The sequence below is a fragment of the Sphaerisporangium sp. NPDC051011 genome, from assembly GCF_040653595.1.
Lineage (GTDB): Bacteria > Actinomycetota > Actinomycetes > Streptosporangiales > Streptosporangiaceae > Sphaerisporangium.
The window spans coordinates 196605-211194 of record NZ_JBFAGG010000015.1 but is presented as its reverse complement, the minus strand read 5'-3'; the positions used below and the strand labels follow the sequence as shown (position 1 = coordinate 211194).

The following is a 14590-nucleotide window of genomic DNA, read 5'->3' as shown; positions in this document are numbered from 1 at the left end:
TCGCCTTCATGTTGATCGCCCCTGCGGGGAGGGGACCGGGTGGCCGGGGGTGCGGGGAGGCTTCTCGAACGTGTGGAAGGCGGCACGGCACGCCAGCAGTGCCGTGGCGAACGCCGGGAGCCAGGCCAGGCGGGCGAGCAGCCAGCCGGGGTCGTCCGGGACGGTGTGAAGGCCGGGTAGCGGTTCGCCGGCGAGCAGGCCGAGCGCGGTGACGGCGATCATGGCCGTCTGGTGCCAGAGGAAGATCGTCATGGCGGACAGGTTGGCCAGCGCGACCGGCGCCCAGACCGCCGGGCGGCGCAGCACCCGGCGCAGCGGGCCGAGCAGCAGCAGGGCGGCCCCGCACTGGGCCAGGCCGAACGTCGCGGCCGCGAGGGTGGGCGGGGACTGGTTGGAGATCGGCGCACCCGGCACCCCCACCATCGACGCCGGATACCCGGCCCACAGGACGAGCGCCGCCGTTGCCGCGCTGCCGCCCAGCAGCAGCACCCACCCGGCCCGGTGGCCCCACATCCGTCCCCCCGACCACCCCGTCCCATCGTCGTCCCCTCGGCCCCGCACCGCCGCTATTTGACGCTCGTCCCCCCGGCTCCGCACTGACCTCGTTTCGTACGCGTCCAGTCCGCTCTGCACCGATCTGGCTTCTCGGTTGTCCCCCCGGCTCCGCGCCGGCCCGGTTTCCTGGTTGTCCCGTCTGCTCTGTGCTGACCCCGTGTCGTGCTCGACCTGTCTGCTCTGTCCTGGCTCGGTTTCGTGTCCTTGGCTTCGCGTTCGCCCCGTTTTGTGTTCGTTCCCCTGGCTTCGCGGCTGTCTGGGGTTGTGTTCGCGAGGTTGGTGTCGTGACCACGTCGCGCCTAGGCAGTATGGGACCAGCCAACCTGCCGCCACGTTCACCCAGCCGATCCAGGCGGGGCCGTCGAGGCCGTAGCGGACCAGGTCGACCAGCGCGACGACGGCCAATGGCCACAGCGGGTTCAGTCTGGCCACCAGCGGGGTCGCCGTCGTGAGCGCCGCGAAGACGAGCAGGAACCACAGCGGCGACAGGACCGCCTTGACCAGGACGTACACGGTCTGCGGGCCGGCGCCGGCGGCGAGCATCGCGCAGGCCACCACAGTCCACACGGCCAGGACGGCGGCGACCGGCCGGAACAGGCGGGCCATGCGAGCGGCGAGCCAGGCCCGGTACGTCAGGCCCCTGGTCCGGGCGCTCGCCCGGCTCGTGGCCGCCACGTGCCCGCCCACCAGGAAGAAGATCGCCATCGTCTGCAGTAGCCAGGAGGCGGGGGCGAACTCGGGCATGTTCCGCAGAGGACTGCCCACGCGCAGCGTGCCGCTGTCGGTGACCAGCGCGGTCACCAGCCAGTGGCCGAGCACCACGCCCAGGATGCCCACGGCGCGCAACGCGTCGACCCCGCGGTCACGTCCTTCCGGAGTCGCCGCGTCGATCCGCCGGACGAGGTCACGCACCGCGGCCGTCCTCGACGAGAACTCCGCCGTGCCGACTCGCCGGGCCAGATCGCGCACCACGCTTCGCCTTAGCGGGAAGTCCGGCGTGTGGGTCGGCCGGACAAGGTTGCGGATCACGCTTCGCCTCGGCGGGGAGTCCGGCGTCTGGATGCGCCGGGCGAGATCGCGCGTCATGGTTCCTCCCGGCGGGAAGTCCGGTTCGTGGATCGGCCGGGCAGGATCCAGTCGGTGGGGAGCGGTCCGGAGACGATGCGGGCGATGTTCTCCAGGGCCGGGCCGGGGCGGAGGTAGTCGCTGTGGCCGCCGTCGCCCGCCGTGAAGACCCGGGCGCCGAACGCCGGGGACACCGGGTCGGCGCCGAAGCCGACGTCGGCGAAGGGCAGGCGGATCCGTACGTGCGGCACGCTCCCGATCCAGTCGCCGGTGCTTCGCCCGGCCCAGACGGAGGCCCGCGTGCGTAGCGCGGCCGCGTCGCGAACGGTGACGCCGGCGCTGCCGTACAGAACGATGTTCACCACGGGCGCGATGTCCGCGATGTCGCGATCGCCCGCACTGTCGGTTCTGTCTACGGCGTCGTGGGTGTCGCCGGTGCCGGTAGCGGCGGTGTTCCAGGGCTTTCCGGTGTTTCCGGGGCTTGCAGTGCCGGGAGTGTGCCTTGTGTCGTCGGGACGAGTCGTGTTCGCGGTGACATCGGGCCCGGACGCTGCTCGTGCGCAGACCACGGAGCCGTAGGAGTGGCACAGCAGGGAGATCGGGACGCCCGGACGGCTCGCGCCGAGGTCCCGGACGAACGCACCAAGGGCGGGGGAGGCCTCATCGGCGCGGGCGGACGTCAGCGCGGCCAGGCTCACGGTGTTCGGCGTCCGGTACCCGAGCCAGGCGACGACGGCGGCCCGGTCGCCGAGCCGCTGGTGCAGCCTCATCGAGCCGCCGCGCAGCAGCCCGTACTTGTCGAGGCTGGTGTCGGAGCCGGGGACCACGACGGCGATCCGCTCGGCCCGGGACAGGTCGCCGAACACCTCCGCGACGCGCCCGCCGTCGCGTCCGTCGAAGGACAGGAAGTGCCGCGCCGGGTCCGCCATCGCCCGCAGCATCGCGGCCCGCCATACGTCACCGTGGGCGGCGGCCACGCGCCCGGCCGCCCGAACGGCGTCGCGGGTGGCGGCGTACCGCGCGGCGAGCGCGGCGGGGGTCGCGATGCCCAGCGAGGGCAGCGGGGGAGGGACCGGCGCCGGGACCGCCCCCGGCCGCGCCGCGCCCGTCACCGGCACGGCCACCGAGGCCCCGACCAGCGCGGCGAGCAGAGCACGTCCGATCCCGCGCGTCCGCGAGTCCTGTCGCGGACGCTTCCTTACCGGGCACGCAGACGCTGGGCGCCCCTTCTCCGGGGGCGCTGGGGGAGGCGCTTGTTCTTTCGAGGGCTTCCCGCCTGCCGGGTGGGCCGGAAGGGCGTCTACCCCCACGAGGTCCGGGGCCTCGGGGCTCGGGCGAGGTGGCGCGATTGCGTCCGCTCGGGACAGGGCGTTCGCGTCCCGGGGGAGGGGACGGACTTCGGGCCGGCGCGGTGTGCGCGCCCGGGTGGTCGTCGGGGGCGGGGCGTCGGGCCGGGAGACATCGGGAGGGGCAGGTTCGCTGAGGTCGATCACTCAAGGGACGGTGCCGCAGGTCGTCGTCGTGCCGCATCGGACGGCCGGTGGCATTCACGCGGGCGGCGGCGGACCGGAGGCGTACACCCGTGGTCGGGGCGGATCGGGGGCGTACACCTACGATCGCGGCGGATCAGGGGCGTGTGCCTACTGGTCGCGGCGGACCGGGGGTGTACACCCGTGGTCCGATGCCCGTGCCGGGACCGCTCGGTACGATCTGGCGCATGGACGTCACGCCGCCGTTTCCGCTGCCGAGGCGGGTGCCGCCCGCAGCCTGGACGGTGCTGGCCTGGTGCGCGGGCTTGGCGTTCACCTTCCTGCTGCGCGTCAGGTTGCCCGGTGAGTGGTATCCCGCCGAACGGTCCGGGGTCCTGCTCTACCGGTGGACCGGTCTGACGTCCATGGCGCCGGCCACCGCCGCTGCGGTGGCCGGGGCTCTCGTGGTGGGCCGCCGCCCGCTGGCGGGGATGCTCCTGTCGCTCGCCGGCTCGGTCATCGCGTCGCTCCCCCTGGGGGTGGCCGAGATCCCCATGGCGCAGTTCCTCGCGGTGGATCTGGCGCTGTTCTTCGTCACGGCCTCCCGGCCGCCGCGCGTCGGCGCCGCAGCCCTGGCCATGGCGTTCACCGTGCTCGCCGGGTATCTGGCCACGCGGCTGCTGGCCGGCTGGGTCATCGGGACGTCGGCGGAGCTGGCCGTGGCGATGACGGCCGTGATCGCCTGGCTGGCCGGCCGTTCGGCGCGCCAGGCCCGCGAGCACGCCGCGAGCATGCGCGCCCAGGCCGAGGCGCGGGCGGCCACCGACGAGCGGCTGCGGATCGCGCGCGAGGTGCACGATACGGTCGCCCACAGCATCGGCATCATCGCCCTGCAGGCGGGCGCGGCGCGGCGGGTGATCGACACCCGGCCGGAACGGGCGCGCGAGGCGCTCGGCGCGATCGAGACTGTCGGCAGGGAGGCGCTGACGGGCCTGCGTCTCATGCTCGGCGGGCTCCGCGAGCCCGGACCGGGTGCGCCGCCGCGACCGCCCCTCGGCCAGGCGAGCGGCGTGGGTTCCGGACCGGGACACGAACCCGCCTCTTGGCGGGGGCGCGAATCGGGACTTGGGCCGGTGCTGGGACTGGCCGATGTCGAGCGGCTGGCGGCGACGGCGACGGACGCCGGGGTGCGTGTCGACGTGCGGTGGCAGGGCGAACGGCGTCCGCTGCCCGCGGAGGTCGACGCGTGCGCCTTCCGCATCGTCCAGGAGGCGGTCACCAACGTCGTGCGCCACGCCGGCGCCCCCTCCTGCCAGGTGTCCATCGACTATGGGGAGGACGAGCTGTCCATCGAGGTCCTCGACGGCGGGCGCGAGGCGGGCACGCCGGCGGGGGACGGCTCCGACATGGCCGCGCGGGGCGGGTACGGCGTGACGGCGCGGGGCGGGCGCGATGCGGCGGTCGAAGGCGGGCACAGTGTGGTGGCGGAGAACGGGCGCGATGCGGCGGCCGAGGGCGGGTACGGCGTGACGGCGGATGGCGGGCACGGCGGGCATGGGCTCGCCGGGATGCGGGAGCGGGTGAGGCTTCTGCGGGGGACGTTCTTCGCGGGGGCGCGTGCCGAGGGCGGTTTCCGGGTGGCGGCCCGGCTGCCCGTGCCCGTGAGGGTGCGATGACGGTCCGTGTCCTGCTCGCCGACGACCAGCCGCTGGTGCGCGCCGCCCTGCGCATGGTCATCGCCGAGGCTCCCGGCCTCGAGGTCGCCGGGGAGGCCGGGACCGGCGCGGAGGCGGTCCGGCTGGCCGATGACCTGCGCCCGGACGTCGCGGTGATGGACATCCGCATGCCCGGCATGGACGGCATCGAGGCGACCCGGCTGATCACAGCGGCGGGGACGGCGCGGGTCGTGGTCCTGACGACGTTCGACGACCACGAGTACGTCTACGGGGCCCTGCGCGCGGGCGCGTCCGGCTTCCTGGTCAAGGACATGGCGCTGGAGGACATCCTCGGGGCGGTCCGCGTGGTCGCGGCGGGCGACGCGCTGATCGCGCCGAGCGTCACCCGCCGCCTGATCGAGGAGTTCGCGGCCCGGGGTCCCGCCCCGGCGGCCCCGCCTTCCCGCTCTCTGGACGGGGTCACCGCGCGTGAGCGCGAGGTGCTCACGCTGATCGGGCGGGGCATGTCCAACACCGAGATCGCCGCCGAGCTGGTGATCAGCGTCGCGACCGTCAAGGCGTACGTGACCCGGCTGCTCGCCAAGCTCGCGGCCCGCGACCGGGTGCAGCTTGTGATCATCGCCTATGAGGCGGGCCTGGCGTCGCCGTCCCGGTGATCGAGTACGGTCGTCACCCGCTGGTCGGGGTGTGGAAGTCCCGGCCGGGCCCGCCACGGGGGCTCGGCGTCAATCCTCCACGGGGCTCAGCGCGCGCCAGGGGAGGGGGCTGGACAGCATCATCATGCTGGACGGCTGGCCGTACGGGGCGAGGCGGTCGATGAGCTCCTCGAAGGCGGTCATCGAGGTGGTGGCGACGCGCAGCAGGCAGCAGGTGTCGCCGGTCACGCGGTGCACCTCGACGATCTCCGGCCAGGCCAGCGCCACCGGGTCGCGCAGCACGCAGCGCACGCCGTAGCAGGACATGCGGATGAGGGCGCTCACCTTGCGGCCGGCCCGGGACAGGTCGACGCGGGCGTGGTAGCCCGCGATCACGCCCGCCTCTTCGAGTCGTCTCACCCGCTCGGCCACGGCGGGCGCGGACAGGTGCACGCGGCGGGACAGCTCGCTGTACGACAGCCTCGCGTCCGCCTGCAGTTCGGCCAGCAGGGCCCAGTCCATCGCGTCCACGGTCACGCTCCGTCATTCGCAAACCGGAATCCGGTCTGCACCTTTCATCCAGAAAGCCGAACGCCAGAATCGCTCCGGACCCAGTATTTCACTAAAATTCGACTTAAGTGAACATGGAGGTGAAACAGGGGAGACGAGAATGACGACCAGACGGCGGGTGGGCGGGGCGCGGGTGCGCCCGGCGGGTGGACGGCAGCGCGCCGCGCGGGCGGCGGCGAACCACGGCCGGCCGACGCTGGAGTTCACCTCCGGCACACCGTACGACGACTACGTGGCGGCGCAGGCCCTGCACGCCCTCCAGCGGCCGATCACCGACATCCCCGAGGAGCGCGCCTTCCTCGTCACGACCCAGGTGATGGAGCTCTACTTCGGCCTGATCCGCGCGGAATGGCGGCTCGCCCAGCGACTGCTGGACGCCGAGGACGTGGCCGGGGCGACCGCCGTGCTGGCCCGAAGCGTCCGCTACTTCGAGGCGCTCAACGCATCCTGGGGCGCGCTCGGCTGGCTGACCCCCGCGCAGTTCAACTCGTTCCGCGACGCGCTCGGCGAGGCCTCCGGATTCCAGTCCGCCATGTACCGCCACCTGGAGTTCCTTCTCGGCAACAAGTCCGAGTCGCTCACCCGGCCGCACCGGCGCGACGCGAAGGTGTACCGCGAACTGGTGGACGCGCTGCGGGCCCCGAGCCTGTACGACACCGTGCTGGCCCTGCTCGCCCGGCGCGGGTTCGACGTCCCTCCGGCGGGCGACCCGGCCGAGGAGTACGTGCCGAGCCCCCTGGTCGAGGCGGCCTGGGTGAAGATCTACGCCGAGCGGGGGCCCGGCGACGAACTCTGGACGCTCGCCGAGACGCTCACCGACCTGTCCGAGCGGTTCTCCGACTGGCGCTACCGCCACCTGATGGCCGTGCGCCGCTCGATGGGCGCCAAGCCCGGCTCCGGCGGATCGAGCGGCCTGACGTGGCTGGAGCGCAGCCTGCGCCGCGACGTCTTCCCCGAGCTCTGGTCGGCCCGCACGTCCATGTGACCGCCCCGCTGGAAGGGCCGCGCCGACCGGACAACATGAGCTTTGTTCATGATGTTCACGTCCAACTGAACAGGACCTGGTTCCGGTACACGAGCCGGGGTTCAGGTTCGGAAAGATCAGTAGAGACGCGGAGTCACCACCGACACCACCGTGGTGACGCGGTCGGTGTCGTTGTACATGCTGTGCGGCACGGTCGAGCGCAGGTGGACGCTGTCGCCCGCGTACAGGCGGTGCTCGACGCCCTCGACCTCGCACAGCAACTCGCCCTCCAGCACGAACGCGAACTCCTCCCCGGCGTGCTCGTAGGCGTCCTCGCGCCTGCCGCCGGGGGCGATGCGCACGAGCAACGGCTCCAGCACCAGGTGCGGCCCCCGGGAGGACAGCATGCGGTAGGTCTGCTGGCCGGAGACGTACTCGGTGGCCGCGGCCTCGGCCCGGGTGAGGGTGAAGTGGAAGGGCAGGCGGGCGACCTTGGAGCCCTCGCCCTCGGGCGCGTCGTCCTCGAAGAAGTCGGCCACGCTGCGGTCGAGCGCCGCCGCCACGCCGTTCAGCGCGGTCAGGCCGATGGAGGAGATGCCGCGCTCGACCTGTGACAGGAAGCCGATCGACAGGCCCGAGCGGGTGGACAGGCCGCGCAGGGTCATGCCGCGTTCCTTGCGGAAGCGGCGCATCCGCGCGCCGACGACGTCCGCACGGTCGGCACGGTCGGCACGGTCCGCCTGTTCCGCGCGCTCCTCGCGGTCGTCGTCGCGGCCCCGGCGCTCCGATATGCCCACCGGGACCCCTCCTGTCGACCAAGGCGGCACGTGCCGCGCCATAGATCCGGGCAAACCATATTTCACAACAGAGCCACCCCGAGTGCCAACCCGCGCGGGCCGCGTAGGGGTCCTAGGGGTCGCGGGACGCGTCCTTCCATGCCCCTTCCACATCTCCGGCGGGCCGAACGCTGACCCTGCGGGCGTCCAGGCCCGGTCAGCATGGCCGTTTCATGGGATAAGCCTGGGGATCGCGGGGGTAGGGAAGCGCGGGTGAAAGCCCGAGCGAACGAGCCGCGGGGCGACACCGCCCCTGGACCGATGATTGTCGACCTCCAACTTTCGGTGAACGACCAGCTATATCCGCTCACGGTGGACACCCGTGAGACCTTGCTCGACACCCTGCGCGAACGCCTCGACCTCGCCGGGTGCAAGAAGGGATGCGACCACGGGCAGTGCGGGTCCTGCACGGTGCTGGTGGACGGCAGGCGCGTCAAGGCCTGCCTCACCTTCACGGTCACCGTGGACGACAAGCCGATCACCACCGTCGAGGGACTGGCCGGGGAGCGGGGGCTGCATCCGCTGCAGAAGGCGTTCATCGAGCACGACGCCTTCCAGTGCGGCTACTGCACCCCCGGGCAGCTGTGCTCGGCGGTGGGCATGCTCGCCGAGGCGGCGCTGGGCTGGCCGAGCGCCGCCACCCCCGACATCGCCGCCGACATCGCCGACACCGCCGCCGAGCCCGTGCTCGGCGAGGAGGAGATCCGCGAGCGGATGAGCGGCAACCTGTGCCGGTGCGGCGCCTACCCCGGCATCGTCGCGGCGATCGGGGAGGTGGCGCGGTGAGGCCCTTCGCCTACGAGCGCCCCGCCGACGTCCGGTCCGCCGTGGCCACGCTCGAGGCGGGCCTGGAAACGGGCGCGGACGCGATGTACCTCGGCGGCGGCACCAACCTGGTCGACCTGATGCGCCTCGGCGTCGCCCGGCCCGGCACGCTGGTCGACGTCACCCGCGTCGCCTCCGCGACGATCGAGGAGACCGCGGACGGTGGCCTGCTGATCGGCGCTGGCGTGCGCAACGGCGACCTGGCCGCCCACCCGCTGGTGCGGCGCCGCTATCCCATGCTGGCCCAGGCGGTCCTGTCGGGGGCGTCCGGGCAGATCCGCAACATGGCCACGGTGGGCGGCAACCTGCTGCAGCGCACCCGCTGCTCCTACTTCCAGGACGTCACCAAGCCGTGCAACAAGCGGGCGCCCGGCTCGGGCTGCCCCGCCCGCACCGGCGACCACCGCAACCTGGCGATCCTCGGCCACTCCGAGAGCTGCGTCGCCACCCACCCGTCGGACATGGCGGTCGCCCTGGCGGCGATCGGCGTGACCGTCCACGTCGAGGGCCCCGGCGGCGCTCGGACCGTCCCCATGCCGGGCCTGCACCGGCTGCCGGGCGAGGACCCGAGCCGCGACACCGTCCTTTCGCCCGGCGACCTGATCACCGCCGTGGAACTGCCCGCGCTGCCGATGGCGGCGCGGTCGCGCTACCGCAAGGTGCGCGACCGCGCGTCGTTCTCGTTCGCCGTCGTGTCGGTGGCGGCGGCCCTGGACCTGGACGGCGAGGGCCGCGTGCGCGACTGCCGGATCGCGCTCGGCGCCGTCGCCCACGTGCCGTGGCGGGCCGAGTCGGCCGAGGCCGCGCTGCGCGGCGCGCCGGCGACCGAGGAGGAGTTCGCCCGGGCCGCCGACGCCGAGATGCGGGGCGCCCGCCCGCTGCGGCTGAACGCCTTCAAGGTGCCCCTCGCCCGCAACCTGCTCGTACGCGTCCTCGCCGACCTCGCGGAGACCCCATGACCACCACCGAGATCAAGTACGTCGGCGCCCCGATCGACCGCGTGGACGGCCTGGAGAAGGTCACCGGCCGGGCCCGGTACGCCTCCGAGCACAACCCGCGCGACCTCACCTACGCCGCGCCCGTGCAGGCGACGATCGCCCGGGGCGAGGTCACGGGCATGGACGCCGGTGCGGCGCTCAAGGTCCCCGGCGTGATCGCGGTGATCTGGCACGGCAACGCGCCGCGCCTGGCGCCCAGCGACGCCGCCGAGTTGTCGGTCCTGCAGTCGCCGAGGGTCGCCTACCGGGGCCAGTACGTCGCCGTGGCCGTAGCCGAGACGCTGGAGGCGGCCAGGGAGGCTGCGGGACTGCTGCGCGTCGGGTACGCCGAGGAGACCCACGACGTCGAGCTGCGCGCCGACCACCCCCGCCTGTACCGCCCGGAGTACGTCAACCCGCGCTTCCCGGCCGACGAGGTGCGCGGCGACCCCGATACCGCCCTCGCCTCGGCGCCGGTCGTGGTCGACGCGACGTACACCACCCCGGCCGAGCACAACAACCCGATGGAGCCGCACGCCACCGTCGCCGAGTGGGACGGCGGCGGGCTGACCGTCCACGACTCGACGCAGGGGCCGACCGCGCTGCGCGGCGAGCTCGCGCCGCTGTTCGGCATGCCGCCCGAGCAGGTCCGGATCATCTCGCCGTACGTCGGGGGCGGGTTCGGCTCCAAGGGCCGCGCGCACCCGCACGTGGTGCTCGCCGCCCTCGCCGCCAAGCAGGTCGGGCGCCCGGTGAAGCTCACGGTGACGCGGCGGGAGATGTTCGCGGTCACCGGGTACCGCACGCCGACGATCCAGCGGGTGCGGCTCGGCGCGGAGGAGGACGGGCGGCTGATCGCGATCTCGCACGAGGCCTGCGAGCAGAGCTCGACCCTCACGGAGTTCGCCGAGCAGACCACCGTCGTCACCCGCATGATGTACGCGGCGCCGCACCGGCGCACCACCCACCGGCTCGTGCGGCTGGACGTGCCGACGCCGTCGTGGATGCGCGCGCCCGGCGAGGCGCCCGGCATGTTCGCGCTGGAGTCGGCGATGGACGAATTGGCCGTCGCGTGCGGCGTGGACCCGGTCGAGCTGCGCGTCCGCAACGAGCCCGCCACCGACCCCGCGACCGGCCTGCCGTTCAGCTCGCGCAACCTGGTGGCGTGCCTGCGCGAGGGGGCCCGGCGGTTCGGGTGGGAGTCGCGCGACCCGCGCCCCGCGGTCCGGCGCCGGGGCAGGCTGATGTACGGCACCGGCGTCGCCTCCTCGACCTACCCGGCCTACCGCTCGCCGTCGGAGGCCTGGGCCCGCGCGGAGACCGGCGGCACGTTCACCGTGCGGATCGCCGCCGCCGACCTCGGCACCGGCGCCAGGACCGTCCTGACCCAGATCGCCGCCGACGCGCTGGGCGCGCCGGTCGAGCGGGTCCGGGTGGAGATCGGCGACAGCGCGCTGCCCCGGGCGTCCATCGCGGGCGGGTCGATGGGCACCGCGTCCTGGGGCACCGCGGTCGTGCGGGCGTGTGAGGCGCTGACCCGGGAGCTGGAACGGTCCGGCGGCGTCGTTCCGCCGGGCGGGGCCGAGGCGTCGGCCACCACGGCGCAGGAGATCCGCGGGCAGGAGCGGTACGCGCGGCACGCCTTCGGCGCGCAGTTCGCCGAGGTCGCCGTGGACGCCGACACGGGGGAGACCCGGGTGACGCGGCTGCTCGGCGTGTTCGCCGCCGGGCGCATCGTCAACCCCAAGACCGCGCGCTCGCAGTTCGTCGGCGGCATGACGATGGGCATGTCGATGGCCCTGCTGGAGGAGAGCGTCATGGACGCGCGGTTCGGCGACTACCTCAACCACGACCTCGCCCAGTACCACATCGCCGCCAACGCGGACGTGCCGGACATCGAGGCGTACTGGGTGGAGGAGGACGACCCGCACCTCAACCCGATGGGGACCAAGGGCATCGGGGAGATCGGCATCGTCGGCACCGCCGCCGCGGTCGCCAACGCCGTCCACCACGCGACCGGGATCCGGGTCCGCGACCTGCCCATCCGCCTGGACCGGCTGGTGCGCTGAGGGACCGGGCGGGATGAGCGGCCTGCTGCGCCGTCCCGCCGACCGGCTCGCGGACGTCGCGCCCGGCTGGCTGGTGGAGGCCGTGCGGCCCGTCCCGGTGCGGCCCCGCTGGGGCGCCATGGCACGCGTGGCCGCCTCCGTCACCACGCCGCTGCTGGTGGCCCAGCTCGCCGGGCGGATCACCCTGGGGCTGCTGCCGTCCATGGGGGCCATGGCGGCGGCGCTGGCCGACCGGGGCGGCTCCTACCGGGCGCGGGTGATCCGCGCCGGGGCGGGCGCGATCGGCGGGGCCACCGGCTTCCTGATCGGCCACTCCGTGCCCGGGCTCGGCTGGTGGACGGTGGCGGCCGTCGTCCTGGCCTCCGTCGTCTCGGCGCTGGTCAGCACGGCCGGCGGCGCGGGCTCGTACGGCGCGCTCCAGCTTCTGGTCATGACGGTGATCGGCCTCGGCGTGCCGTTTCCCGAGACGCCCGTGCGGGGCGCGCTCATGTACCTGGCCGGCGCGCTGTGGTCGCTGCTCCTGTCGGTCGCGGGCTGGCCGCTGGACCCGCGGGCCGCGGAGAAGGCCGCCGTGGCGGGGGTCTACCGCACGCTGGCCCGCCTCGCCGAGGACCCGCGCGCGAGCGACGTCCTGGAGACGTTCGACACGGCGCTGAAGCGGGCGTATGAGGTCGTGTTCGGCGCGCGGTCCTCCGCGGCGGGGCCCGACCCCGAGCGCACCCGCCTGACCGCGCTGCTGAACGAGGCCTCGCGGATCCGCCACGCCCTGGTCGCCCTGGTCCAGGAGGACCGAGGCCCGCCGCCGGAGGTCGTGGACGGTCTGCGGTCGCTGGCCGAGGCGCTGGAGCGCGACCGCCACCCCGTGACGGTGCCGTTCGAGACCGGCTCGCCCGCCCTGGCGGCGCTGTGCGCGGCGGTGCGGGGGGCCGCCGACCTGATCTCGGGCCGTTCGGTGGCCGAGGCGGAGGAGGAGCGGCCCTACGAGCGGGTCGGGCCCGGCGCGAAGCTGCGGCAGATCGCGCGGGGCATGTGCTCGGGGCATCTCACCCGCGTCTACGCGATCCGGCTGGCGCTGTGCATGGGCGCGGCGGCGGTGGTGAGCGAGCTGCACTGGCTGGAGCGGTCGTACTGGGCGATGCTGACCGTCGCCCTGGTGCTCAAGCCGGACTTCGGGTCGGTCTTCGCGCGGGCGGTGCAGCGCGGGCTCGGCACCGTCGTCGGCGCGGTGATCGGCACCGCGGTCCTGTACGTGGTGCCGTACGGCCCGGCCATCCTGATCCCGATCGCGATCTTCGCCGCGCTGCTCCCGTACGGGCAGCAGCGCAACTGGGGGCTGATGTCGACCTTCCAGGTGCCGGTGGTCGTGCTGCTGGTCGACCTGCTGACGGGCGCGGGCCCGCGCATCGCCGAGATCCGCCTGGTGGACACCCTGGTCGGGTGCGCCATCGTGCTGCTGCTCGGCTACCTGCCGTGGCCGGCGAGCTGGGAGGCGCCCGTGCGGCCGCGCTTCGCCGACGCGGTCGCGGCCACCGCGCGGTACCTGCGTCACGCCTTCGAGCCCGGGCACCCCGGCCGCGCGGTGGCGCAGCGCCGGGCGTTCGACGCGCTCGCCGACCTGCGCACGGTGTTCCAGCGTGCGGTGACCGAGCCGCCCGTGGTGAGCCGGCGCGTCACCACCTGGATGGCGCCGATGACGGCGCTGGAGCAGGTCGCCGACGCGACGGCGGCGACCGTCGCCCGCACCGGCCACGGCGCGCCGCCTCCGTCGGACGAGGCGGTGCGGGACGTCGTGCGGTGCCTGGACGCGATCGCGGACGGCGTGCGCGCGGGGACGCCCGTGCGGGGCCGTCCCTGCCAGGTCGAGAGGGGGCCGCTGGAACGGGTGAGCCGCGCGGTGAGCGGCCTGCGGGGCACACTGGAGGGCGGCTGAGGGTTGCCTAATCCCCATATTTACGGTAGGAAATACGTGTGACCGCCACCTCTCGCCGTCCTCCGCGCGCACGCCCGTGACCTCGCCCCCCTCCGTCCGCCCGGGCTCGCCTCCCGTCCGGGGCGCCTCCGGCGAGAGCCCCGCCTCCCCGGCGGGACGGCCACGCGCGGGCGCGGCGCGGTACCGCCGGCTCGGCGTCAGGGCGCTGGCCCTGGTGGTACTGCTGGCGCTGTGGCAGCTCCTGGCCGCGGCGACGCGCAACCCGTCCTTCATCCCCTCGCCGCGCGCGGTGTGGGACCAGCTCGTGCTCACCTCGACCGTCCACGACGGCACCCGCGGCTACAGCGGCCACCTGCTGATCGAGCACCTCGGGGTCAGCCTGCGCCGCATCCTCATCGGCTCGGTCCTCGGCGTGGCGGCCGGGCTGGCGCTCGGCGTCGTCATGGGGACCGTCCCCTGGATCCGCGTGGTGGCCGAGCCGGTCGTCACCTTCGTCCGCGCCCTGCCGCCCCTGGCGTACTTCAGCCTGCTGATCATCTGGTTCGGCATCGACGAGACGCCGAAGCTGTGGCTGCTCACCATCGCCGCGCTGCCCCCGGTCGCCGTGGCCACGGCCTCGGCGGTGTACGCGGCGCCGGTCGGCCTGGTCGAGGCCGCGCGGGCGCTCGGCGCCACCCGGTGGAACGTCATCGGCGACGTCGTCCTGCCGAGCGCGCTCCCGGAGATCTTCACCGGCGTCCGCCTCGCCGTGGGCCTCGCGTACTCCTCGGTCGTGGCCGCCGAGACGATCAACGGCGTGCCCGGCATCGGGGGCATGGTGCGCGACGCCCAGCGCTACCTGCAGACCGACGTGGTCGTGCTCGGCCTGCTGGCGATCGGAATCTCCGGCCTGCTCATCGACGCCGTCCTGCGCCTGGCCGAGAACAGGATCATCCCCTGGCGGGGTCGCGCCTGAACCGGCCCGCGGCGGGCCCCGGCACGCAAACCGGAACACCCGGGATCCCGGAACGGGGCCCGGA

General features: G+C 74.2%; 12 protein-coding genes. 8 read left to right on the top strand and 4 right to left on the bottom strand.

Annotated elements, in window-relative coordinates:
* Positions 1–6 precede the first annotated feature (6 nt).
* Positions 7–1641, bottom strand: coding sequence for an acyltransferase (locus AB0H21_RS30930; RefSeq protein ID WP_358523611.1), 1635 nt, complete (start codon positions 1639–1641; stop codon positions 7–9).
* Complete coding sequence (locus tag AB0H21_RS30925) at positions 1638–2744, bottom strand: alpha/beta hydrolase (protein WP_358523609.1); 1107 nt, start codon at positions 2742–2744, stop codon at positions 1638–1640. Before AB0H21_RS30925 ends, AB0H21_RS30930 begins: the two co-directional genes overlap by 4 nt.
* Positions 2745–3337: 593 nt before the next feature.
* On the opposite strand from AB0H21_RS30925, the gene AB0H21_RS30920 reads away from it, so the two are divergent.
* Positions 3338–4765 (top strand): histidine kinase, encoded by a 1428-nt coding sequence (locus tag AB0H21_RS30920; RefSeq protein WP_358523607.1) that lies wholly within the window; start codon positions 3338–3340, stop codon positions 4763–4765.
* Positions 4762–5421: a response regulator transcription factor gene (locus AB0H21_RS30915; RefSeq protein ID WP_358523604.1), complete on the top strand. Its 660-nt coding sequence runs from the start codon at positions 4762–4764 to the stop codon at positions 5419–5421. Before AB0H21_RS30920 ends, AB0H21_RS30915 begins: the two co-directional genes overlap by 4 nt.
* Before the next feature lie 69 nt (positions 5422–5490).
* Here AB0H21_RS30915 and AB0H21_RS30910 read toward each other — a convergent pair whose 3' ends face one another.
* Complete coding sequence (locus tag AB0H21_RS30910) at positions 5491–5922, bottom strand: Lrp/AsnC family transcriptional regulator (RefSeq protein WP_358523698.1); 432 nt, start codon at positions 5920–5922, stop codon at positions 5491–5493.
* Positions 5923–6070: 148 nt separating this feature from the next.
* Between AB0H21_RS30910 and AB0H21_RS30905 the strand changes: the two genes are divergently transcribed.
* Positions 6071–6955 (top strand): tryptophan 2,3-dioxygenase family protein, encoded by an 885-nt coding sequence (locus tag AB0H21_RS30905; RefSeq protein WP_358523601.1) that lies wholly within the window; start codon positions 6071–6073, stop codon positions 6953–6955.
* Positions 6956–7071: 116 nt separating this feature from the next.
* Here AB0H21_RS30905 and AB0H21_RS30900 read toward each other — a convergent pair whose 3' ends face one another.
* A complete protein-coding gene (locus AB0H21_RS30900; protein WP_358523599.1) occupies positions 7072–7731 on the bottom strand; it encodes a cupin domain-containing protein in 660 nt (219 codons plus the stop codon).
* A gap of 300 nt (positions 7732–8031) precedes the next feature.
* Between AB0H21_RS30900 and AB0H21_RS30895 the strand changes: the two genes are divergently transcribed.
* The 5 genes from AB0H21_RS30895 (at position 8032) to AB0H21_RS30875 (ending at position 14526) form a co-directional block, all read left to right on the top strand.
* Positions 8032–8556: a 2Fe-2S iron-sulfur cluster-binding protein gene (locus AB0H21_RS30895; protein WP_358523597.1), complete on the top strand. Its 525-nt coding sequence runs from the start codon at positions 8032–8034 to the stop codon at positions 8554–8556.
* On the top strand, positions 8553–9554 hold the full coding sequence (locus AB0H21_RS30890; protein ID WP_358523596.1) for a xanthine dehydrogenase family protein subunit M: 1002 nt from the start codon (positions 8553–8555) through the stop codon (positions 9552–9554). Before AB0H21_RS30895 ends, AB0H21_RS30890 begins: the two co-directional genes overlap by 4 nt.
* Positions 9551–11641: a xanthine dehydrogenase family protein molybdopterin-binding subunit gene (locus AB0H21_RS30885; protein ID WP_358523594.1), complete on the top strand. Its 2091-nt coding sequence runs from the start codon at positions 9551–9553 to the stop codon at positions 11639–11641. The genes AB0H21_RS30890 and AB0H21_RS30885 overlap by 4 nt, the downstream gene beginning before the upstream one ends.
* A gap of 13 nt (positions 11642–11654) precedes the next feature.
* On the top strand, positions 11655–13571 hold the full coding sequence (locus AB0H21_RS30880) for an FUSC family protein (RefSeq protein WP_358523592.1): 1917 nt from the start codon (positions 11655–11657) through the stop codon (positions 13569–13571).
* 76 nt (positions 13572–13647) lie between these two features.
* Entirely contained in the window at positions 13648–14526 is an 879-nt protein-coding gene (locus tag AB0H21_RS30875; protein WP_358523589.1) for an ABC transporter permease, read from the top strand.
* Positions 14527–14590 lie beyond the last annotated feature (64 nt).